22 protein-coding genes are annotated in these 20860 nt (G+C 47.5%); 8 read left to right on the forward strand and 14 right to left on the reverse strand.

The genetic code is table 11. From position 1 onward, the window contains the following. Positions 1–94: 94 nt before the first annotated feature. The 4 genes from DYE26_RS19205 to DYE26_RS19220 all read right to left on the reverse strand — a co-directional run bounded on the left by DYE26_RS19205 (position 95) and on the right by DYE26_RS19220 (position 5961). Positions 95–2338, reverse strand: coding sequence for an amylo-alpha-1,6-glucosidase (locus DYE26_RS19205; RefSeq protein ID WP_051985725.1), 2244 nt, complete (start codon positions 2336–2338; stop codon positions 95–97). 98 nt (positions 2339–2436) lie between these two features. Continuing rightward, complete coding sequence (locus DYE26_RS19210; protein ID WP_082208111.1) at positions 2437–3315, reverse strand: carbohydrate ABC transporter permease; 879 nt, start codon at positions 3313–3315, stop codon at positions 2437–2439. An 18-nt stretch (positions 3316–3333) separates the two neighbouring features. After that, entirely contained in the window at positions 3334–4224 is an 891-nt protein-coding gene (locus DYE26_RS19215) for an ABC transporter permease (protein WP_036626396.1), read from the reverse strand. Between the two features lie 21 nt (positions 4225–4245). After that, positions 4246–5961, reverse strand: a complete 1716-nt coding sequence (locus DYE26_RS19220; protein ID WP_036626397.1) for a type 2 periplasmic-binding domain-containing protein — start codon at positions 5959–5961, stop codon at positions 4246–4248. Between the two features lie 273 nt (positions 5962–6234). Here DYE26_RS19220 and DYE26_RS19225 point away from each other — a divergent pair, with 273 nt between their 5' ends. Together DYE26_RS19225 and DYE26_RS19230 are read left to right on the forward strand one after the other, a co-directional pair. Next, the gene (locus DYE26_RS19225; RefSeq protein WP_036626398.1) at positions 6235–7779 is read left to right on the forward strand and encodes a response regulator; all 1545 of its coding nucleotides are present in this window, start codon (positions 6235–6237) and stop codon (positions 7777–7779) included. Between the two features lies 1 nt (position 7780). Continuing rightward, on the forward strand, positions 7781–9478 hold the full coding sequence (locus DYE26_RS19230) for a cache domain-containing sensor histidine kinase (RefSeq protein WP_036626399.1): 1698 nt from the start codon (positions 7781–7783) through the stop codon (positions 9476–9478). 116 nt (positions 9479–9594) lie between these two features. Here the strand turns inward: DYE26_RS19230 and DYE26_RS19235 are convergent, their stop codons facing one another. After that, complete coding sequence (locus DYE26_RS19235; protein WP_036626400.1) at positions 9595–9882, reverse strand: hypothetical protein; 288 nt, start codon at positions 9880–9882, stop codon at positions 9595–9597. Positions 9883–10281: 399 nt separating this feature from the next. Here DYE26_RS19235 and DYE26_RS19245 point away from each other — a divergent pair, with 399 nt between their 5' ends. Together DYE26_RS19245 and DYE26_RS19250 are read left to right on the forward strand one after the other, a co-directional pair. Next, positions 10282–10668 (forward strand): MerR family transcriptional regulator, encoded by a 387-nt coding sequence (locus tag DYE26_RS19245; protein ID WP_036626402.1) that lies wholly within the window; start codon positions 10282–10284, stop codon positions 10666–10668. Positions 10669–10733: 65 nt separating this feature from the next. Next, positions 10734–11558, forward strand: coding sequence for an NAD(P)-dependent oxidoreductase (locus tag DYE26_RS19250; RefSeq protein ID WP_051985727.1), 825 nt, complete (start codon positions 10734–10736; stop codon positions 11556–11558). Positions 11559–11682: 124 nt separating this feature from the next. Here DYE26_RS19250 and DYE26_RS19255 read toward each other — a convergent pair whose 3' ends face one another. After that, positions 11683–12129 (reverse strand): hypothetical protein, encoded by a 447-nt coding sequence (locus DYE26_RS19255; RefSeq protein ID WP_051985728.1) that lies wholly within the window; start codon positions 12127–12129, stop codon positions 11683–11685. Positions 12130–12363: 234 nt separating this feature from the next. Here DYE26_RS19255 and DYE26_RS19260 point away from each other — a divergent pair, with 234 nt between their 5' ends. Beyond that, positions 12364–12447 carry a putative holin-like toxin gene (locus DYE26_RS19260; RefSeq protein ID WP_082207943.1) on the forward strand — a complete coding sequence of 28 codons (84 nt, stop codon included), beginning with the start codon at positions 12364–12366 and terminating at the stop codon, positions 12445–12447. 528 nt (positions 12448–12975) lie between these two features. On the opposite strand, the gene DYE26_RS19265 is transcribed toward DYE26_RS19260, so the two are convergent. The 6 genes from DYE26_RS19265 to DYE26_RS19285 form a co-directional block, all read right to left on the reverse strand. Further along, on the reverse strand, positions 12976–13503 hold the full coding sequence (locus DYE26_RS19265) for a hypothetical protein (RefSeq protein WP_036626403.1): 528 nt from the start codon (positions 13501–13503) through the stop codon (positions 12976–12978). 112 nt (positions 13504–13615) lie between these two features. Then, positions 13616–14059 (reverse strand): HEAT repeat domain-containing protein, encoded by a 444-nt coding sequence (locus DYE26_RS19270; protein WP_124332773.1) that lies wholly within the window; start codon positions 14057–14059, stop codon positions 13616–13618. A gap of 213 nt (positions 14060–14272) precedes the next feature. Beyond that, the gene (locus tag DYE26_RS34285) at positions 14273–14386 is read right to left on the reverse strand and encodes a putative holin-like toxin (RefSeq protein WP_221928477.1); all 114 of its coding nucleotides are present in this window, start codon (positions 14384–14386) and stop codon (positions 14273–14275) included. A gap of 146 nt (positions 14387–14532) precedes the next feature. Further along, on the reverse strand, positions 14533–14694 hold the full coding sequence (locus tag DYE26_RS19275; RefSeq protein ID WP_227877105.1) for a hypothetical protein: 162 nt from the start codon (positions 14692–14694) through the stop codon (positions 14533–14535). Positions 14695–14973: 279 nt separating this feature from the next. Continuing rightward, positions 14974–15087, reverse strand: a complete 114-nt coding sequence (locus DYE26_RS19280; protein ID WP_115311249.1) for a putative holin-like toxin — start codon at positions 15085–15087, stop codon at positions 14974–14976. Positions 15088–15205: 118 nt separating this feature from the next. Then, positions 15206–16129, reverse strand: a complete 924-nt coding sequence (locus DYE26_RS19285; RefSeq protein ID WP_036626404.1) for a helix-turn-helix transcriptional regulator — start codon at positions 16127–16129, stop codon at positions 15206–15208. 96 nt (positions 16130–16225) lie between these two features. On the opposite strand from DYE26_RS19285, the gene DYE26_RS19290 reads away from it, so the two are divergent. Together DYE26_RS19290 and DYE26_RS19295 are read left to right on the forward strand one after the other, a co-directional pair. Beyond that, positions 16226–16717, forward strand: a complete 492-nt coding sequence (locus tag DYE26_RS19290; protein ID WP_036626406.1) for a GyrI-like domain-containing protein — start codon at positions 16226–16228, stop codon at positions 16715–16717. 231 nt (positions 16718–16948) lie between these two features. Then, a complete protein-coding gene (locus tag DYE26_RS19295) occupies positions 16949–18796 on the forward strand; it encodes a hypothetical protein (RefSeq protein WP_036626407.1) in 1848 nt (615 codons plus the stop codon). 37 nt (positions 18797–18833) lie between these two features. Here the strand turns inward: DYE26_RS19295 and DYE26_RS19300 are convergent, their stop codons facing one another. Then, entirely contained in the window at positions 18834–19331 is a 498-nt protein-coding gene (locus tag DYE26_RS19300; protein WP_036626408.1) for a hypothetical protein, read from the reverse strand. A gap of 180 nt (positions 19332–19511) precedes the next feature. Between DYE26_RS19300 and DYE26_RS19305 the strand changes: the two genes are divergently transcribed. Beyond that, positions 19512–20078: a phosphatase PAP2 family protein gene (locus tag DYE26_RS19305; protein WP_306308148.1), complete on the forward strand. Its 567-nt coding sequence runs from the start codon at positions 19512–19514 to the stop codon at positions 20076–20078. Between the two features lie 274 nt (positions 20079–20352). On the opposite strand, the gene DYE26_RS19310 is transcribed toward DYE26_RS19305, so the two are convergent. Beyond that, the gene (locus tag DYE26_RS19310) at positions 20353–20838 is read right to left on the reverse strand and encodes an EVE domain-containing protein (RefSeq protein WP_051985730.1); all 486 of its coding nucleotides are present in this window, start codon (positions 20836–20838) and stop codon (positions 20353–20355) included. Between the last annotated feature and the right edge of the window lie 22 nt (positions 20839–20860).

Below are 20860 nucleotides of genomic sequence, written 5' to 3' on the forward strand. Positions count from 1 at the left end.
GCAATAAAGCAGCGGCTTGTTTCTTCGGAAGCAAGCCGCTGTTTTTATCTGCTCCATATCATCGTGGACATCGGCCATCGTCATAGCTTTAGATTCAACTTATATCGTTTTCTCCAATTACTGGGTGATGCTCCAAACTTAACGGCTCTGCAAACTTCACATTGTGAAAGTACCGATTGTTCTGCGCTGCGTGCTTAGCACGGTCTTCAGACTTAGATACGTCAAGTTCAACGAATTTACCATACGAATCCTGCAAAGTGATCTTTAAGCTGTCGGCGCCAACGTTTAGAGTCAACACCGAGCTCGGCTCAACATCAACTTTTACGATTTCGAATGGGGATATGTCGATCATGGCCTGCAGTGCGATATGCTTAAAAACGTAGCGGTATGCCCGGTTAACTGCATCTTTCTTGTAGCTTGCCTCTATAACGCCTTTGCCTGCCTTCACCAAGTAATTCAGCGACTGTAATTCACCAGGAATTCTAGGCGCGATCGTCAAGGTATGATGAATCAAATCAGGACGCATGCCTAAGAAATACTGATACCATACGCGAAGATGCTCGGCATTCGACCAGGCCTGCAAATAGGCACCTGTCAGCTTGGCCCAGCTCTGGCCTTCATGCGGGTAGGCGTTCATATTTTCACACAATCCCCCGACTACCCCGAGATTCAAGGCCTGCCAGTTCATGTTCTTGAACAGCTTGTACGCCGTCTCTTCCTGTCCAAGTTCAATCATGCGCTGCATGGCTATGCCGTTCAACCAGAGCCACACGGCACCATTATGGTAAGCCGCGTCTTTATGGTAATGAGGCGTCAAATGAAAGGGATGGAACAACGGATGATGCCGTTCCAGAGAAGAAACGCCCCATGGGTAGACGAGTTCTTCCCAAGCCGTGCGGATTGCCTGGCATTTGAACTCATGGTCTTCAAACAGTTCGAAGGCGAACAATTGGTTCGGCCTTAATGAGAATTCCGCCTGATCATGCGCGTCTAAACGATCCGCCAAAAATGGATGCGCCTGATCCCGGAAGTCGATGCCGAAATGATGCTGCAATTTCTCGGCGATGCCATTCCATTTGACGGCATTCTCCGTGTCGTTCATAAATTCGGCGAAATAAACGCCTGCACGCAATTGATTGTACCAAAGCGCTTGAATGTCATTAGCGCGGGTATCACGCGGTGAATACGAGTTCAAGTCGGCATCCCTCGCATCCATCCAAGTTTCATTAGCGGCGTGCATCAGGTAGCCCTTTTCATCCACCCAATATTTAATGGAGCCCTCGATGCTATTACATACGGCAGGGTATAGTTCCTTGATAACATCCGTATCCCCGGAGTATTTCACATAATCCTGCAACTGGATAATAAATCGCGGTGTACCATCCGTCGTATGGTAATCGATATTTTGAGGAGCCAGGATGTTTGGCACTCTACCGAAAAAGACCGAATTCTTATCCGTATTCTGGAACTCGGCAAAGGACAGCAATATATTTCTGGCCTTCTCGAACTGTCCGGTAACGAGACAGGCCCCGGTCAGAGATATAAACTGGTCTCTTCCCCAATATTCATTGAACCAGGGCAGACCGGCATATATGCCGTCGCCCTGCTGTCTGGTAACCAACTGATCCATCGTCATATGAATCCAGTCCAGCGCCAGAGCGAGGTCCTTATCATCGCTCTCCAGATGAACATTGTGCCGCAGAAAATCCTCCATCCGTTTCATACGTGCAGTTTTCCATTGGAGGCTATCGTCTCTGGTACCATGAATCAAGGCTACCGCTTCATCTGCCGTCTTCCCCGCCGCGATATAGAATCCGCCGGCATTTGCCCCGGTAGTTAAAATGTCCTGCTTAAGTTGAACGGCTTGCCCGTCCTTGGAGCTTACGGCAATGATCCAATCCCCCTCCATCGACTGGAAGAAGACATTTGTCTCTTGCTGGCTCAGCAGCTTAAGCTTCTCCCCCGTGAAATGAATTCCGATCGTACGCTCGGCTCCGGCAACTTGAATCTCCAGTATGTTCTTGTAGTCGAACATCCACAGTTCTTCCTTGAGGCCTCCTTCGTGAATCCGTTCCATTTTGTAAGGATAAACCCAAACCTCGGACTTTCGGTTGTCCAGTGCTTTATGATCCGCAGTCAGGGCATAGCCGCCAAAAATCCGGTTCTTGGCGATGTTCATCCCCGCAAAGAAAGAGTGCTCCGCATGATTCGTATCATGAGACTGCGTAAAATAATATGCCGCCTCTTTATTCGTAAAAGAAACAGCCCGATTCGCTTCTGCGGGTACGAATATTCTCATTGCATCCAGAATGTTGCTGTTCGGTTGATGACTGCTCATAATTAACCTCCTGAATTCGCCTTAATCGCTTAAATACAAGGCCGCCATGAAAGATCACAGCGGCCCCTGGTAAACAGTCCCATTCTTTTACTTCAAGTCTATTCTTTTACAGAACCCACTACAATCCCTGAAACGAAATATTTCTGCATGAACGGATAAATCATGAGCAGCGGCAAAGTAGAAACTACGATTTTGGCTGCGTTCAAGGTCCGGTCGGAGATCTTCGCAAGCTCCATTAGTTTCTCCGGATCGGTAATGTTCTGAACCTCTACGCTCAGCTGCTGAATATAGGTCTGCAGCGGATAGTTTGAAGTTTTGTTGATATAGACCAGTGCGCCGAAATAATCGTTCCAATGGCCAACAATCGTAAACAGCATGACCGTCGCCAACGTAGGCAACACAACGGGAAGAAAAATGCGCATCAGGATTCTCCATTGCGAAGCCCCGTCAATCGTGGCCGCTTCTTCAAGCGACTTCGGCACCCCGCGAAATGCGTTCATTAGCAGGATGACGTTGCCGATCGGAACGGCCCCTGGCAAAATCAGGGACCAAATGGAATCGAGCAAATGAAGCTGTTTGACCACCATAAATGTAGGGATCAGACCGCCAGAGAACAGCATGGCGAAAATAACGATGTTCATGTACACCTTCTGGCCGCCGAACTGCCTCGGGCTCTTCGATAACGGGTAAGCGGTAAGAATCATTAGCGTCATATTGACGAGCAGACCTAAGGCTACCCGTTCGACCGAGATCATGAACGAACGCCAAAACTGGGAATCCGATAGCAATTTCTCATAGGAACTTAACGTCGGATTGACCGGAAAAATACTGACCAGATTCGCGGAAGCTGCCGCGTTATCACTGAAAGATATAGCTACCAGGTTAAGCAAAGGAACTAGACAGGATAAGGTAAACGCCAGCAATAATATCCAAATAATAATATCTGCAATGCGGCTTTTTACGATTTGAGCGGTAATGGGAGCCACCCCCTTCTTCTAGAAAATGCGATAATCAGTAAGTTTTTGAGCTATCTTATTCGCGGAAAGAATCAAGATAATACCGACTACCGACCGTAAAAGGCCTACTGCCGTTCCCAAGCTATATTGTCTTTCCACGAGACCTACCCGGTATACGTAGGTATCAATAATATCCGCAGTCTCATAAACCAGCGGATTGTACAGGTTAAAGATCTGGTCAAACCCGGCATTCAGTACATTAGGCAGGTTCAGGGTCGTAACGAGAATAATCGTAGGCATCATGCCCGGAAGCGTAATATGCCACAGCTGCTTCCAGCGATTTGCTCCGTCAATGGAGGCTGCCTCATACTGGCCCGGATCAATCGACGTCAATGAGGCCAGGTAGATGATCGATCCATATCCGAATCCCTTCCATACATCCGTTAGAACCAGCATCGGTCTGAACCAGTCGTTGCTGGCCATGAACAGGATCGGGTCAATGCCGAACCAGCCGAGGAACGTATTGATCGGGCCCTCATAAGAGAAAATATTCATCACTACGGTAGCCAGAATCGCCCAGGACAGAAAGTTCGGCAAGTAAACAACCGTTTGCATAAAACGTTTGGCAAAACGTACGCGCATTTCATTCAGCAAGAGAGCAAAAATGATGGATACCAACGTTCCCGCAACAATTTTCCACACAGCAATGATAATGGTATTGGCAAAGATCAGTTTGCTGTCGGGAATTTGCAGCATAAACTTGAAGTTATCCAGGCCTACCCAGGCTGAGCCGCCGATCCCTTTGGCAGGAATATAGTTCTGAAATGCCATTACAATTCCAAACATCGGAATAAACGAGAATATAATCAGAAAGATCATGCCAGGCAGCATCATGAAGTGGAAGGCTGCTTGATCTTTTTTATTCTTCATTAAGGATCATCTCTTTCAACTTCAATTGGAAGCGAGCGCTTCATTAACTTCCTTGGTAATGATATCGCCACCGGTCTTCTTCCAGCTGTCGACAAAATTATCGAAGGCATCGGGAGTCTGATCGCCGGTAATAATTCTCAAATACATTTCAAGTTCCATTTTGGATAAGGTCGGCCATTTCAACGACATGGAAGGCGTCGTTCCAAAGAACACCGGATTGACCTCCTTGATATTCGCCTCCTTCACCATGCTCGCTGTACTAATGCTGGATGCATAACCTGCCCATGCTACCGAATCCGGAGCCTCGCCTTTCTTCACGCTGTCAAGATATCTCTTGTAAGAATTATACGCGTTGATATCATTGTTGCTGATCAATTTGCTGGCATCGCCTGTTTCCAGGGCTTCCTTCATAATGTCAACGTTGCGGTAGAAAGCGTCATAGTAGTCGATATTAACCATAATCGGAGATCCACCCACGTTAAGATTGCTATAATCCTCGAACTCTTTCAGAGTCGCTTCGTCCTTCTCTTGATAGCGCTGATAATCAAATTGGAGACTGACCATTTTTACGGCTGCCTCAGGATGTTCGAAGCCTTTGCGCACAACCAGGTAGCTACTGGAAGGATTTCCGGTGAACATCGTAAGCGAACCATCCTCGGACTGCGGAGCTACATAAGATACCCACTCTGCATCCGGATTAAGCTTAAGCGTATCCGCTACTGTCCAGCTTCCCCACCAGTTATCCAGGAAGGAACCGCTCTTGCCGCCAGTAAGCAGCGCTTTACGGTCATCCCCTGTACGAACCGCGAGCTGGCGGTCGATCAGGCCTTTCTTGTACATGTCGGCGATTTTAGTAAGCGCAGGCTTCATTTCGGGCTGGATCGAACCATATACCGCATTTCCGCTGCCGTCGTCAATCCACTGTTTCGGGTACGCTCCGTATAAGGAGAAGATGTTGTTCAACGAATATTGGCCGCCGGAAATACCGGCAACGTTCTCATTGTCAACGACGAGTCCAACCGTTTTTCCCGGTCCGTTACCGCCCGGATCTTTTTCAATGAACTGCGTAATAATGTTCTCCACATCTTCCAACGTCTTAGGCTCTTTAAGTCCTAATTTGTCCATCCAATCCTTCCGCAGCCAGAGGACCCCCGGACCGTGAGAAATTTCCGTAGTTGGAATCGCCATCAATTTACCGTCGAATTTGGCATTCTCCAGTACACGTCCGCCGTAGGAATCATAGATCTCTTTAATCCGGTCGCTTGCCGTATTGTTATATGCTTCTGTAAGATCAGCGATCAAATCGTTCTCATACAACTGCTGTAATGTTGAATAATCAGGAACGACCATAATATCCGGAATTTCGCCGCTGACGATCGCCATCGATACTTTCTGGTTGTAGTCTGTTCCGTCATTGGCTTCGAACTTTGCAATGTTCTGTACGTTAAGCTTCTCCTTGAAGTATCTTGTCCAGACATTGTCCGTAGCGTTATCCTTCTCATAAGGAGTTCCATCCAGCATCGAATAGTTCGATGCCGTTTGACCCACTGTATAAGTTACGGTCTCGGGATATTTCCCAAAAGGAGTAGTCATCGCTTCTTCCCAAGCAGGAGCATTCGCAGTAGCTGCTGCAGAACTGTTATTTCCCTTGTCGGAGTTTTGGCAACCGGCGAGGGACGCTGCCACCAGTAGCGCTGCCAACACAAGTGAACTTGCACGCTTTGTTTTTGATAACATCGATAGACCTCCCTATTTTTATCTTATTAAATTTAATAGCGTTTAACTCACACGATTTTAAAACGGTTTCAAAGCGCCGGCTTGCTAAAAAACCTGAATTCCATAAGTACAAATTTATTCTATGATTGACATGAATAAACGTAAACGAAAAAAAATTACGTTTTATATCAAAAAATACTCGCATTCTCCAGGTCAAATTGCCCGTTCGATAACCGGTAAAGTAAAATCATGCTGTAAAGCAAAATCATGCTGTACATGAAGCAGGAGGATATAATGTTAACGATTCTGGTGGTAGACGATCATAAAGAAGAACGCGAAGGGATCGCCTTCCTTATTAAAGAGTTGGGTCTCCCTCTTCAGCTGGAGACGGCAGACAATGGCCCCAAAGCACTCGATTACTTGAAGCGGCAATCCGTCGACATCTTGTTTACCGATGTAAGGATGCCGCAGATGGACGGTCTGCAGCTAACGAGACAGGCTCTGGAGCTTCACCCCGGGCTCAAGGTCATTCTGTTCAGCGGCTTCGCTGAATTCGAATATGCCAAGACGGCTTTAGCTTTGGGAGTCTCCGATTATCTGCTCAAGCCGATCAATGTCGAAGCTTTCCAAACGACGATAAAAAAAGTGATAGACGAATTGACTGACCGGCAGCAGCAGGACGAAGCCTCGCAGATGAAACAGGCTTATGTAAAGAAACATATTCTCTTTACCTTGGTTAACGGCATCGGGGAACCGCCGTCCATGCAAGGATTGTGGCATGACTTCCCTACCTACTATGAAGGAATGCTCCTGCTGGAATTCGAGAAAAATTTCTTTGAGAACGCTGATCCGGAATTCGAGGAATTTCTGCTCTCCCTGCTCGATACCCCAGCCGACTATTTAAACATGAACGGCTGCCAGAGTCTGCTGCTGTTCCCTGAGCAAAGCGGTGTTCATTCAAGTATTTCCTATCAAAAGCTGGCAACGCGTATTCATGATCATATTTTGATGAAATATAGAGCAACCTGTTACATTGGCATTAAAAAAGGGTTAACCGCCATACAGGACCTGTCCGAGATTCTGCCGGAATTGGAGCAATTGATGGAATACCGCTTCTTCCTGCCGGATACCTTCGTGTTTGACACGAAGAATGAACTTCTGTTCTCCGAGCAGCTATTTCCCGACCTGTCCGACACCCAGATTATTGAACAAATCCGCAGCAATATAAAGGACAGAAATATTTTTAGCTTGAAAGCCAACATAGAGTTGCTCTATCAGAAATACTTAAGACAGATTCAGTTTTCGCAATTGTATGTCAAGCATACCTTTTCAACGGTATATCAAAGTATGATGTCTTCCATAAAAGCATCGGAGCGGGAAATCCATCTGGGGATTGATAAAATATATAAAGCTGACGATTTGAGAGATATCAAGAGCATTGTTTGGGAAGGAGTCGTCCACCTTGAACACAGCTTCGGGAATGCGGAGCCTGCCCAGAATAAGGATATCATGTCTATAAGACAGTATATTGAGGATCATTTCGCCGAGGATCTGAGTCTGGAGCTTCTTGCCTCGAGAGTATATTTGTCCCCCCATTATTTAAGCTCGATGTTCAAGAAAACGACCGGCTGCGGGATCAACAAGTACATTAAAAACGTACGCATGCAGAAGGCAAAGGAACTGCTGACAAACACCCATTTGAAGATATCCGATGTATGTAGCGCTGTGGGTTACCGCAACATCTCTTACTTCTGTCAGAATTTCCGGGATTTCTATGGCCATACCCCCGAGAAATTCAGACAGTATAACCAAGGTGACCTTGAATCCGTGGAGGACTAACATGCAAATCTGGCGATCTCTCAAGAAGTATATCCATGACTTGAACTTTCAGACGAAAATCAAACTCGCCTTTTTGCTAATCAGCATGATTCCGGTCATCGTACTGGGGAGCTTCTGTTTCTCGGAGACAAGATCGCTGCTCATCAATCAGTCGAAATCCGATTTGAACGCCGCCCTGAATCAAAGCGCTTTAACCCTTAACAGTCAACTGGAAGCGTACAATAAAATCGTAAACTTTCTGAGATTCAATCGGGAAATCGTAAATGCCGCCAATCATACGTATACCAGTACTTTTGAAATGTACGACACTTTCGTCAACGTGATCGATCAGAATTTCTATACCGCACGCAATTTGAACACAAGCATCGAACAGCTTACGCTATATACGGGAAGCAATCTCCATCAGCATGGGCAAACGGTACACCCTATTGATGAAATCAAGAATACTGACTGGTATCCGCAGGTCATGAACTCCACCAATGTATTGTGGTTTTCTGACAACGATAAAATTTTTAGCGTCACCCGGATTCTTAATACGAAAGAGAGAAACCCGAAAGATAATATTTTGTATGCTTGCATCAACTATGAGAGTCTTATGCAGCCTTTTGAAACGTTGGAGGCTCAGGGAGCGAAGCTCCTTGTATTGGATGGTGATGGGCAAGCTGTCTATTCCTCGGAACAAGAGTACCCTGCTTCTCTTTTCACGGAACCGTCCGTAGAGGAATTGGATTGGAATGGAGAGAAAAATACCGTACTGCATTCAAGCATTTCTACCTCAGGGTGGACGGTATTCCTGTACAAACCTACAGATCTGATTACCAATTCAGCCTGGCGGATCGTCTCGACCGTTCTGCTCATGATTATAGCCTGCATAGCCGCTGTAGCTGTAGCTGGCTCCCTGTTCTCGCGCAAATTTATATCCAGGATTCAGCATCTGCGAAATAATATGAAGACGGTTGAGGAAGGATCGTTGGAAGTGACTGTATATAGTGACTCCAAGGATGAGATCGGGGATCTGATCCGGGGCTTCGGAAACATGGTCTTCAAAACGGAGGACTTGATCAATAAAGTGTACCGAGAAGAAATAGCGCGTAAGGAATACGAAATGAAAGCTCTGCAGGCCCAGATCAATCCTCATTTCCTCTACAACTCGCTCTCGCTGATCAATTGGCGTGCGCTGCGGATCCATGCAACCGACATTAGCGAAATGGCCCAACTCTTATCTACGTTTTATCGCACGACGCTCAATAAGGGCGACAATATGATACTGGTAGCGAATGAGATTTTAAATGTGCAGTCGTATATGAAGATCCAATTGATTATGCACAGCAACAGCTTCGATGTAGAGTATCAAATAGACGAAGCCATTCTCGCCTATCATATGCCTAACCTGATGCTTCAGCCGCTTGTGGAGAATGCGATAATTCATGGAATCGAAAACAGGGGCAAGGGTGGAGAGATTAAACTATCGGGCAGATTGGAGGATGGTTGTATCGTTTTTCAGGTAGAAGACAATGGAATCGGTATAGAACCGGAACGCCTTGCTCAATTGCTTGAATCCAAACCTACAGGCTATGGACTTAAAAATGTGCATGATCGTACAAAAGTGATGTACGGCCCGGAATACGGATTATCGATACAAAGTGAAGTGAATCAGGGGACCAGGGTTACGCTAAAATTTCCGGTAAACAAACACTGATAAAAGAAGACGGATCGCAGGATACGATGGGGTGACATCGCTCTCCGGAAATCCGTCTTTTTGAGAATTCCAGATGCCGGCGAAATCGCTAATACGAAGGCGCTCACTTGAGAGTTTTACTGATATTCGGCAGTTTCGTCCAGCAAGGTAATGACAAGTTGAACTCCGTCCTTCATGCCTTGCATGTACAAAAGCTCATTCTCTAAAGCCCGCCTGAAGTGATGCTTATCCTCCCAATCCATATACTCCGGCAGCTTCTTTTTATCCTCGTCGGGAAACATCGCCTCAAAAGCCGAATGTTCTTCGGCACGAAGTTTACGCATCTCAGGATCACGTGCGATCCGTGCCGACACGTCATCCAGCCTTTGCTGAATTGCGCTTTGCAGCCATGCTGGAAATTGCATTGTTTCTCCCCCTCCTCTCAAAATAACCTTAGCTCTATTATGGAGGAGTTTATAATTGAACTTAATGAGTTTTGAGGGTATTATTTTTGATAGTTTTAAGAGTATTCTCTGGAACTCCCGAAATAAGCTGTCCCCCAATCAACTTCTCTTCGGCAGTTCGGACCAAACCAACACCAATGATGAAACAGAACTGATTATCGATGCTCTAAATCAATGTAGTCTATTCTTGCTCTTCCCGAAAGTAGCTTCGCGATCTGAAGATCCATCCGCGTCCGCATCTGAGTACGGATATAAGCTTGTCTGGAGTTATCCTGTTCGCCTTTACATCGCCCAATCAAAAGTGCTATGATACAAACATGACGTTAACGTTATATTTTATTGTGAAAGGAGTGATCGATCATGGACCGTATGCGTATCGGCGAGTTGACAAAACGTGCCGGGGTAACCCAGCGCACGGTCCGTTATTACGAGAGCATCGGACTGCTTCCTTCAGGCGAGCGCGAGGGCAACGGTCATCACTATTACACGGAAGAAACGGTCGCCCGTCTGCGGAAGATCGATCAGTTGAAGAAACTGGGCTTAAGCCTTGAGGAAATTCGGGACGTAATCGAGCTCTATTTCACGGACCCTAGCGGAGTTCAGCCGAAGCGGAAGGTTCTTGGCCTGCTGCGCCAGCATCTGGCCGACACGGACGAGAAGCTCGAAGCACTGGGGCAGTTCCGCGCCGATCTGCAGTCCCATATCGAACGCTTCGAGCGGTGGCTCGAGACCAATGATCGAGCCTAAATTTTTTTGCCATAAACATGACGTTAACGTCATGTTCATAAAACTTCGAAGGAGGAATTTTATTAATGAGAGAAAACATTGGATTTATCGGACTCGGCCTGCTCGGGCTGCCCGTCGCAGCCAATCTGCTCCAAGCGGGGTATGCGTTGACCGTATACAACCGCACCGCGGACAAAGCGGAGCCGCTCGTTGCCCAGGGCGCGGTACAGGCGGCCCGTCCCGCCGACGCCGTGACGGCCGGGGGCATCGTCGTCACCTTGGTGTGGGACGATGAAGCATTGGAAAGCGTCGTCAGAAGCGAGGACTTCCTGGAGCGTCTCGGGCCGGGCGGCATTCACGTGTCGATGAGCACAGTGTCACCGGATACGGGCAGGAAGCTGGCGGACTTGCACGCGCGGCACGGCTCCGTCTATGTCGAGGCACCCGTCTTCGGGCGGCCCGAGGCGGCCGCTGCCAGGCAGCTGTGGATTCCCGTAGCGGGTCCGCAGGAAGCGAAGGAGCGGTTGCGGCCGGTGCTGGAGGCGATGGGAGCCAGAGGGATTTTTGACTTCGGCGAAGAAGCCGGTACGGCCGTGCTCGTCAAGCTGATCGGTAACTTCCTCATTGTCTCCGCCGCACGCTCGCTGGAGGAAGCACTAGGAATAGCCGAGCGCAGCGGGGTCGATCCCAAAGCGGCGGTCGACATGCTTACGAGCACGCTGTTCCCCGCCCCAATCTATCAAACCTATGGCCAAATGATCGCCGAGAAGACGGCAACCATCTCCCAAAGTAAAATTCCGCAGAAGGATGTCGGCCTCTTCCTGGCGGCGGCGCAAAACGCGCAATTCCCCGCTCCGCTCGCCGGTCTGCTGCTCGATATGCTGGAAGGCGGAGATCGGAGCAGACAATAGACTGGGCCGATTCGCAAAATAAGAAGGGGCTGTCCCAAGGTCACGAAAGTGACCTGAGGGACAACCCCGTTTTTTTCGTTGTACATTCACTATAGTCTTAACAAGTCTTTTGTTTTATACAAGTTTACATTTTAGGAAGATCGATCTTAATCTTCAACCCTTCCTCCTTCAAACCGGGCAGCACAAAAGGAACCCGCATCTTTTCGATTCCCGTTTTGTCATTTACTAAGGTGTAATAAGCCAATAAAATGCCTTTAACGGTATTTTCGTGAACAGGTTCACGCACCAGCAACTCGCTAATGGTAACCTCCCTTTCGTTCTCACCAAATCCGAGGGCAATATGATAATTGAAAAAGGGAATGGAACTCTTGCTTCCGGCAAAACACACAATCGGGAACCGCCAATTGGTAAAATCATTTACCGTAGTCTCGGCCTCTTCTAAGGTAAGAGTTTTAGGCCCAACGTTCAGGTTGCTTAATCCATGACGTATCACTCGATAATATGCAAACTCCATGAGGTGATCTCTAAACTTGGGAATTAATGCCCCATGTAGATAGCAAGGGCCGATCATTCGCAAAACCTCCTAGTCTGACCGGCGAATAATCTGAAAACTGTAATTTTTGGTTCCCTAGTACTTGATGATTCTTGGGTGATGGCCACAGAATCGCCTTGTTCATCGCTATTTTCATTAGAGCTTCTTCTATCATTTCAGTTATCTACCATTAGTATCCATGGTATAATTTGGTTTGTACAACATATCAGCTAACAGGGCGGCAGCCAAATCTCCCGGAAGGGAGGTGAGGCTATGACAGTATATGAAGCATTATCCTTGATGCTCGCATTCGGCATGTTTGTGATTGCCGTGCTGTCTTTCCATAAACGAAAATGAGCCGCCCTGGCAAGGATAACGGCTCATTTCCAATGACCTGAATCTGGCTGCCCGCTCTTTTAGCGGTGGTTGTACAGGGGACCGGCGCCAACCGGTCCTTTTTCTATTTTTATGTTATCACATTGAAAATATTCAGGCAATGCATTTACTTTACAGCGCCCGTTCCGGCTAATACGTCGTCATCTTTTATAATCCAGCACCGGCATTAACACTCTTTTATGCTTGGAGATCTTTTTGTACTCCTTCCTGACCTCCATCTCAATCTCAACGGATAAAGTATCGTATATTAAATTCATTTTGCAAACCGCTCCTCTCCCGGAGAGTGCACCAGATTCATTCTAAATAATGACTGTATCGAGTACAAAAAGTCGTTATCATATCAAAGAAATTTTGACGAAAATCTGCTAAGTGATGATCACTTTTGATTTTGGTTTTTATGTATTCGAATATTCTATCCTGTTCCCTTTTATGTGTGACGACAACAAAACTGTAATCTAGCCCCATAAAACCACCTCATTGCGATATGAATTAACTATTATTGCAAAGTATACATCCATGACACGAGAGATAGACACCATGCTTATCGCATTTCGGATAACCGTATGGAATGGTGGGGCTGTCATCTCCTTCTTCAATCTCAGACCATTCCAAGTAGTTGTTTATATCGACACTTTTTTTTTCAAAAGCACTAATCATTAATTCAAATTGTTGTAAGCATCTCTGGACCATTTCTTGATTAGGTTCATAATTGAGCCGTTCCCATCCTAACCCGTCCATAGCTGATGCAATAGTTCTAAGCATAAATTCTTTCTCCGCTTCAAAAGAGTCGATTTTCCATGGCATTTCATCAATATCAAAACCCACCGTTCCAATTCCAACGCAAGCTTGATCTCTCTGGGCCAGCCAGATGACCAGTTCTTTCTCTCGGTTTGTTGTAGCTAAGATCGACCCGCTTAAAGCAAGGACCTCAATAAAAACGGAAGTCAATCCATTGGACATATGCAAATCTTCAACGGAATAAGCCGGATCTTCGGGTAATGAAATACTATTCCCCATCCCCATACCCACTTTCGGTTCTTTTAATAGGATTTGAAATCCTCGTCATAACTAAAAACTCCAAATGAAGCGGGCTTGGATTTCTTATCCTTCATTCGATTCCCTCCTTAGCCTACCCTTCCCCTAATCGGGCCAGCGCGCGCTTGGCGGCAAGTTTTCCATTATGCATTCCATGTTCTGAGAGCTCTTTTAATTTCTCTTTAGCCGGCAAATATTTGTGATAACCCAAAATGTCGCATGCCCGTTCTTGCACATACATATCCTCGTCATCCAAAAACTTCAGCAGAGTATCCAAGTGGTTATACGGCGTTAACGCCAAAACACTGTAAATATACTGGCATCTTACATCATCGTCCAAATCGGGGGTTTGCAGCATATGATTGATTTGCTCAATACTTTGAAGGTCAGCAGCGTTCGACTCGTTATTGTTATTTTGACCTTGCGGATAATCTTTTTTCAGATCGTCCCAGTCGTGATTCGGATTTTGTTCCAATGCAGCAATAAAAGAGCCGGCGCTCCTAAAAGCAGGAGAAAGATCGGTTTCTTCATGATTCAAATAACACGCTTGTAACCACAGTAGCTGATTCCCATTATATGTTAAACCCGAATTTTAAGCATTGAGGTATAGTAAAGCTTGTGCTACGATAAAAATAGTAAAGGAGCCGTGCTCGCAACACGGACTCCCTGTACACTTGCCGCCTTAAAGAGCGGTCGGCTGTGCTAAGGTGCTACGATCGAAATAGGCCGCATCCTTTGCGTGGAGGGCGGTCTATTTCTTTGTGTTTTGATTAAGCGCTACGATAATGGCCACAACCAGCGTCAACAGCGCAATGATTAGCGCGGCAAAACTGATCATGATCATCAAAGTGTCTTTAATCGCCACAGGCATCACCTCCCTTCCGGGAGATTAGCCGACCACCCTTATAAGCCAGTTTCGTGTACATGCTATATTGTAGCAGAATTTGGCAGTCAGGTAAGAGATGATTTTAACAAGGGTTGGTCATAGTCGTTCCTGCTTGCCTCCTCAATTCATTCATACGCCGACAGATTCGTTCGAAACGCAGGCAAGTTGGCGGCTTTTCCCATCTCGTTCAGCAGATTCTCCATGCTCGCTTGCTGAAAGGACGCCAGATATGCGGCCAACGGTTCATCCGTCCCCTCTAATCCGGTCAGTTCAAACACGATCAGCACATCGTCCTTTACATATATTTTCCAGGAATGAACACTTCCTGCAGCGGCAGCGGTTCATATTGATTATTGCATCTTTGGGTGATATAACCATTCCATTTGCTCGTACAGATGAAATCCGAATTTTAAGCATTGAGGTATAGTAAAGCTTGTGCTACGATAAAAATAGTAAAGGAGCCGTGCTCGCAACACGGGCTCCCTGTACACTTGCCGCTTTAAAGAGCGGTCGGCTGTAGGGTAAAATAGTAACGGAAATAGACCGCTTCCCTTACCCGGGGCGGTCTATTTCTTTATGTTTTGATTAATCGCTACGATAATGGCCACAACCAGCGTCAACAGCGCAATGATTAGCGCGCCAAAACTGATCATGATCATCAAAGTGTCTTTAATCGCCACAGGCATCACCTCCCTTCCGGGAGATTAGCCGACCGCCCTTATAAGCCAGTTTCTTGTACATGCTATATTGTAACAGAATTTGGCAGCCGGGTAAGAAATGATTTTAACAATTTTATTATTATTGCTCGTACTTTGCCAGAATCCTCCCAACGTATTGCCGAAAACCCTCCCGCACTTCGGATGGCCCCACAATTTCGCATTTATCCCCAAAAGCGAGCAGCTTGTCGTAACCAAATTCATTAGGAATGATAGGATACGCAGCCAAGCAAGTATTTTCCTCTACCTTGATTACATTTCCTTCGCCAAATCGCTCAATCACTTTGTCCATCATAGAGCGGTCAATACGGATCGTAACCGAAATCCAATCTTGATTCATCCAATCCGCTCCATCCATCGGAAGCGGTGAAAAATCCCGCGGCACAAAAGTTTCCCGAGAAACTTCCAATTTGCTCATACGAGCCAATTTGAATATCCGGTAATCCCTTTTTTCAACACAATAACCTTGCAGATACCAGCTGCTTTCTTTGAATACGACCCGGTAAGGTTCGACTTTTCGGGAACTTACATGGCCCGCCTTATCAACATAATCAAAGATCAGGCAGCGATCTTCATTCAAGGCCGTTTCCACATGGCTCAGCAGCGTGCGCAACGATTCATTTCCCTGATTCAACGATAAATCGACAACAAATTTTCCTTCCGGAATCGGTGTCCCGCCTTCATGACCAATAGCGCTCAATTTCTCCAGGACATGGACAATTTCCTTATGATTAAACAGCTGCTTATAGCTTTTTAAACTGGTTACCAGTGTTTGAACGTCTGCACGCGTGAATAATTTTTTGTCCACTTTATACGATTTCATCAGGCCAACGCCGCCCGTTGCTCCTTGATGGGTGAAGATGGGCAGCCCGGCAAACGTCAATGTATCGATATCGCGGTAGATGGTTCGTCTGCTAACCTCAAGTTTCTCGGCCAGTTCCCGCGCACTGATAACCTCGTGTTCCAACAATATGACGATTATCGCAATTAAACGGTCTATTTTCATGCCGCACCTCCTCCTCAAGTATGCCATACTGCTGTCATATTTGACATGCTACGCTATATGCGTATTCAAAATAAACCTTAGGGAGGCAAGTTAAAAATGAGCAACTTCAAAATTGAAAAAAAGGCATCTTTCCGTATGATCGGATTTAAAACCGCATTGACAGGCGCAGCAAGCGTCCACTCGCCGTATTTTTCCAACCAGAAGACTTCGTTTTTCAAAAGCACCGTAGACAACGGGAAAATGGCGGCATTGCGTCCATTGGCAGAAAGCCTCTACGGTTACGCTGCCGTGGCCATGAATCACGACACTGCGTTTTATTATGCCGGCGTCCAATCTTCCCGGCCCTTGCCGGACGGGGCAGAAGAAGTATGGTTCCCGGAAAGCGAATATTTGGTTCTATCGGGCGGCGGCGGTTTGTCGCGCCTGGCTTTTGATAAACTGGAGGATCAGGCTTTTGGGACCATCTTAACGGATACTTATGAGTGGGAATATTCCGGCGCTCCAGTCGCAGAAATTTTGCTTAACGGAAATCCGGCAGACGCAGAAGTGGAAGTATGGGTGCCTGTAAAGAGACGTAATGAGCAGTAGACTTATATAGACCGCATCCTTTGTCTGGAGGGCAGTCTATTTCTTTGTGCTTTGATGGATCGCTACAGTTCTTTTAACTTCACAGCCTTTTCTCCCAGTCGTCCCGCCCTAACTGGCGCTCTCCAATCCGCCAAAATTAAGGACAAAGCGGGATTCCCTCCCGGTTCCCTCTTCCGGGATAATAAAAGAAAGAAATATCCCTTAAAAAAACAAAATTGGGAGGGAATGTTGATGTTGCACCGTTTAAAAGGAATGGCCCTATTATCACTGAGCTGCTTGTTAGCCTGGACCGGATGGGCCGGCTCCAGCCAGGCCGCCGCTTCTCTATCGGAGAAGGCTCTCGAAGCTGAGGTGGAGTGGAGCAGAGAGTACGGCGAAAGCTACGCTTCTCCCCAGGGGCGTTCGGTGATCCCCACTACTGATGGGGGTTATGCCGCGGTTGGCGCTGCCGATAACGGCGGCGAAGAGGTAGGGTATGTGGTCAAGGCGGACGAGGATGGTGCCGTGGAGTGGGAGCAACGGCTGCAGATCACCGGAGACTACACCAAGGAGGGCGTTGAGGCCCGCCAAATTATCCAGACGCAGGATGGAGGATATCTCGTAACCGGTGCGATCACCGACCGAACCGAGAGACCGATCACCCTTCCTTATTTGGCCAAGCTTGACGGCCAAGGACAAATCGAATGGGCCCGCTATTATAAAGACCTATATATCGGAACGCATTTATATGCGGGATCCGTGGCGGAAACCCCGGACGGAGGTTTTGCCGTTACCGGGTACAGCGTCAATTCGTATTGGGAAGCCCCCGCCTACCTGCTTAAGGTCGACAATGAAGGAAACCAGCTTTGGTTTAAAACGTACCGCTTTGGGGAAGGGAATAACCAGGTTTTTAACGAGGTTATCAACACGCCCGACGGAGGGTTATTGGCGGTAGGCTATATCGACAGCGTGATCAACTCGGACGCGGACGCCTCCGTGATCGTGAAGGTGGACGCCCAAGGTGAAGTCGAATGGGAGCAGAAGCAACCCGCTCCGCAGACCGGCCGCTCCGCCTATTCGGCTCAATTGTCGGCGGACGGAGGTTATATCGTATACGGGTTGATGTATCCAAACGATGAACGAACCGCTTTTCTCCTGAAAGCGGATGCAGATAGCAATATCGTTTGGGAGAAAAACTATTCTCCCCGCGACGACAACGGCTCTTACAGACAATTAGTGACCACAAAGGACGGATACGCGCTTTTAGGCAGTTCGACCCGCAAGGAAGATTCGAAGTATCAATACCAGATCTCCTTCATCAACCAGGATGGCGAGCTGACCGAAAAGCTGCAATATGCGGCTCCGGGACTTGCCGCCGTAGGAAAAGGATCCCCCACTCCGGACGGCGGCTTCGTCCTGTCGGGCCAAGTGAAGGAAGAGGGAAAATACCGCATGCAGTTGGTTAAGCTCTCGGGAACTGGACAAGAGCCTGGTGATCTGGAATTGGCGGACCTTCGCTTCGCCGATCCGGCCGTGAAGCTGGAGATCGGCGAGCGTAAGCCAAGCGTCCTCGAAGCCGTTTATACGGACGGAAGCGTTACCGATGTGACGTATTTTGCCGGCTTCAGTTCTCTGAATCCGGAGATCGCCGACGTGGATAAGGCAGGCGTGCTCACGGGCATATCCTCCGGAACCGCCGATATTGTCGGCGAATACGGCGGACTTAGAGCCGTTCTATCGGTTACGGTTAATGACGGCTCAGGTGAACCCCAGCCCGGCCCCGGACAATTCTACCTGGATTCGGAAGACTACTCAGTAACTGTCGGCAGTGAGTTGGATATCGAGGCGTTGTTCACCGACGAGGACGGAAACACGTTGAACGTCACCCGCGAAACCCAGTTTACGACGGCTAACCCGAAGATCGCCCAAATTGACGAAAGCGGCTATATCACCGGCATTAGCCCGGGACTCACCTCCGTGACCGCCGTCTACCAAGGCCATGCTTATACGTCCACCCTTCTCGTCGTCAAACCGTATACACCGCCCGGTGTGATGGACGACTTTGACGACTTTAGAGTGTTTGAGGATTTGGACCAGTAAGGCCACGCTGCCGCTTACCGCAAAAGCCCGTCCATTTTTAAATGGACGGGCTTTTTGCCGTTTGAACTTCTAATTCTACCGTTGCTTTCGACCCGTCATCGGTATCAAACCTCATCTCCCAGTTCCCTTCCAGATGCGGGCCAAAAATGTGCTCATATGTCGTGTTTTCTCCGGCACCAAGCTTAGCTTGTACCCAGGTTATGTCCGTTGGAGAAATTAGTTTATAGTTGACCGGCTTTTTATTGGAATTTTTGACACGGACCCGAACCGTTTCACTGTCTCCGCCACTCTTGTAATTAAAACCGGATGATCCTTGTCCATTAAAAGCTATCGTTTGATCCGATAAAACCGAGGAAATGCCTGTTTCGTCTTCGGGCTCAGTTATGATCTGAACATTTGGAACCTCCACTGCCGATTCGCTTGTTTGTTTTGTGTGGAGCGTTATCAGATCGTCGGAATTGGTAAATGCTGAGCATGCAGAGGTAACCGCAATCAAAAGAAGTGCTGCTGCCAGAGCATATAACCTTTCTTTCATATCTACAACTCCATATTCATAATATATTTTCCTTTTTAAGTTAACTCAAATGCTGTATTGTGTAAATACTTGCTCAAAATTGGATTAGACGGAGGAAACATTTGCGACATGTTCAAAATCAAATTATCCCTGGCACCGATTGTACTAATTATATGTACTCTGGGGTTCGGAGCGATTTCTTTGTTCGTACAAGACAACGAAATACGCCATTTCGATCAGGTTATCGCCTCGTGGATTCAGCATTGGGAGACCCCGGCTTTGACGGTGTTTATGAAGTTTTTTACGACGATCGGCGGGAGTCTGCCGCTGATTCTTGTGATTATCACGGCCATGGCAGTTTTATATACCGTCCTGGGGCACCGGGGAGAACTTGTCTTCTTGGCCGGTGTTATGCTTGGTTCAACCGTACTGAACTGGGCACTAAAAACGCTGTTTCATCGCGCACGCCCCGTCATTCACCGGATTATCGAAGCTGAAGGCTACAGCTTCCCGAGCGGACACTCCATGGCCGCGTTCAGTTTTTACGGCGCCCTTGCTTTTCTGATTTGGAGACATGTACCCGCTTCATTGGGCCGCTCGCTGATGATCGTTCTGAGTACCCTGTTTATTTTGGCCATCGGAATCAGCCGAATTTATTTAGGGGTGCATTACCCGAGCGATGTCCTCGGAGGTTATTTCGTTAGCGGGTGCTGGTTGACTGCGAGTATTTTGTGGTATAAGAAAAACGTACTCGATCGTACTCCCTAAGAAGCCAGACCGCATTAAGCGGCAGTTCTAAACCGCGATAGAATGCGGGGCATGAAGCCGCCTAGCAAGAAGGGTAGTTCCACGAAATGCAAAAGTGCAGTTCATCTCCGGTCAAAAGCTGCTTTTTTATCGGATAAGCTCAAATGAGATGTGCTTTTGCACTTCAATCGCTCTAAAATGGTTATTGGCGAAAAATAGGATGCACTTTTGCAGTTGACCACCATCGCCCCCATCATGTCGTCCTTCTTCCTGTGAAAAACGCTAAACTCGGCTTTCAGCGTTCAACTCCACCGTTCCCCAGCATCTCATTAGCTATGGTCAGAAAATCTTCGCGGCTGATTTCGAATTGTCCGAAGCGAAAGGAGTATCCCCAGTTGCGTTTCCCCTTAGTGAACGTAAGCTTGTCCAACAGAGCGGCAATTTTAACGGTGCGGCAGGGGAAATAATGCATATTCCGGCGATATGGAATAAAGTCATCGCTCATTTTAAATGGATATACGATATCGTCTGCCACCTGGCCAATCGCCGTAAACGCCTGCAGAACTTCCCCGCCCTTCATCTCTGTCCGCGGCGAGTAATAGATGAGCCAATCGCCTGGCCGCATTCTTCCGAGCGGGCGGGCTTTCCCATGGCAAGTCTGGGCGATCCCTTCCCTAACCCCGCGGCTGACATGCGATGCGGAGACTACGCCAATCCAATAGCGGCTCCCTTTAGTTATATCGTTCCCGGCAAACCCCAAATCAGGTGACTTGTCGATCATTTTATCGTGGCCTCCTTTTGAT

Source organism: Paenibacillus macerans, assembly GCF_900454495.1.
Taxonomy (GTDB): Bacteria; Bacillota; Bacilli; order Paenibacillales; family Paenibacillaceae; genus Fontibacillus; species Fontibacillus macerans.

What these genes read in the sequence shown, in the direction of transcription:
- DYE26_RS19205 (WP_051985725.1), bottom strand. Translation starts at nt 2,338, where the DNA reads ATGAGCAGTCATCAACCGAACAGCAACATTCTGGATGCAATGAGAATA.
- DYE26_RS19215 (WP_036626396.1), bottom strand. Translation starts at nt 4,224, where the DNA reads ATGAAGAATAAAAAAGATCAAGCAGCCTTCCACTTCATGATGCTGCCT.
- DYE26_RS19220 (WP_036626397.1), bottom strand. Translation starts at nt 5,961, where the DNA reads ATGTTATCAAAAACAAAGCGTGCAAGTTCACTTGTGTTGGCAGCGCTA.
- DYE26_RS19225 (WP_036626398.1), top strand. Translation starts at nt 6,235, where the DNA reads ATGTTAACGATTCTGGTGGTAGACGATCATAAAGAAGAACGCGAAGGG.
- DYE26_RS19230 (WP_036626399.1), top strand. Translation starts at nt 7,781, where the DNA reads ATGCAAATCTGGCGATCTCTCAAGAAGTATATCCATGACTTGAACTTT.
- DYE26_RS19235 (WP_036626400.1), bottom strand. Translation starts at nt 9,882, where the DNA reads ATGCAATTTCCAGCATGGCTGCAAAGCGCAATTCAGCAAAGGCTGGAT.
- DYE26_RS19245 (WP_036626402.1), top strand. Translation starts at nt 10,282, where the DNA reads ATGGACCGTATGCGTATCGGCGAGTTGACAAAACGTGCCGGGGTAACC.
- DYE26_RS19250 (WP_051985727.1), top strand. Translation starts at nt 10,734, where the DNA reads ATGAGAGAAAACATTGGATTTATCGGACTCGGCCTGCTCGGGCTGCCC.
- DYE26_RS19255 (WP_051985728.1), bottom strand. Translation starts at nt 12,129, where the DNA reads ATGATCGGCCCTTGCTATCTACATGGGGCATTAATTCCCAAGTTTAGA.
- DYE26_RS19260 (WP_082207943.1), top strand. Translation starts at nt 12,364, where the DNA reads ATGACAGTATATGAAGCATTATCCTTGATGCTCGCATTCGGCATGTTT.
- DYE26_RS19265 (WP_036626403.1), bottom strand. Translation starts at nt 13,503, where the DNA reads ATGGGGAATAGTATTTCATTACCCGAAGATCCGGCTTATTCCGTTGAA.
- DYE26_RS19285 (WP_036626404.1), bottom strand. Translation starts at nt 16,129, where the DNA reads ATGAAAATAGACCGTTTAATTGCGATAATCGTCATATTGTTGGAACAC.
- DYE26_RS19290 (WP_036626406.1), top strand. Translation starts at nt 16,226, where the DNA reads ATGAGCAACTTCAAAATTGAAAAAAAGGCATCTTTCCGTATGATCGGA.
- DYE26_RS19295 (WP_036626407.1), top strand. Translation starts at nt 16,949, where the DNA reads ATGTTGCACCGTTTAAAAGGAATGGCCCTATTATCACTGAGCTGCTTG.
- DYE26_RS19300 (WP_036626408.1), bottom strand. Translation starts at nt 19,331, where the DNA reads ATGAAAGAAAGGTTATATGCTCTGGCAGCAGCACTTCTTTTGATTGCG.
- DYE26_RS19310 (WP_051985730.1), bottom strand. Translation starts at nt 20,838, where the DNA reads ATGATCGACAAGTCACCTGATTTGGGGTTTGCCGGGAACGATATAACT.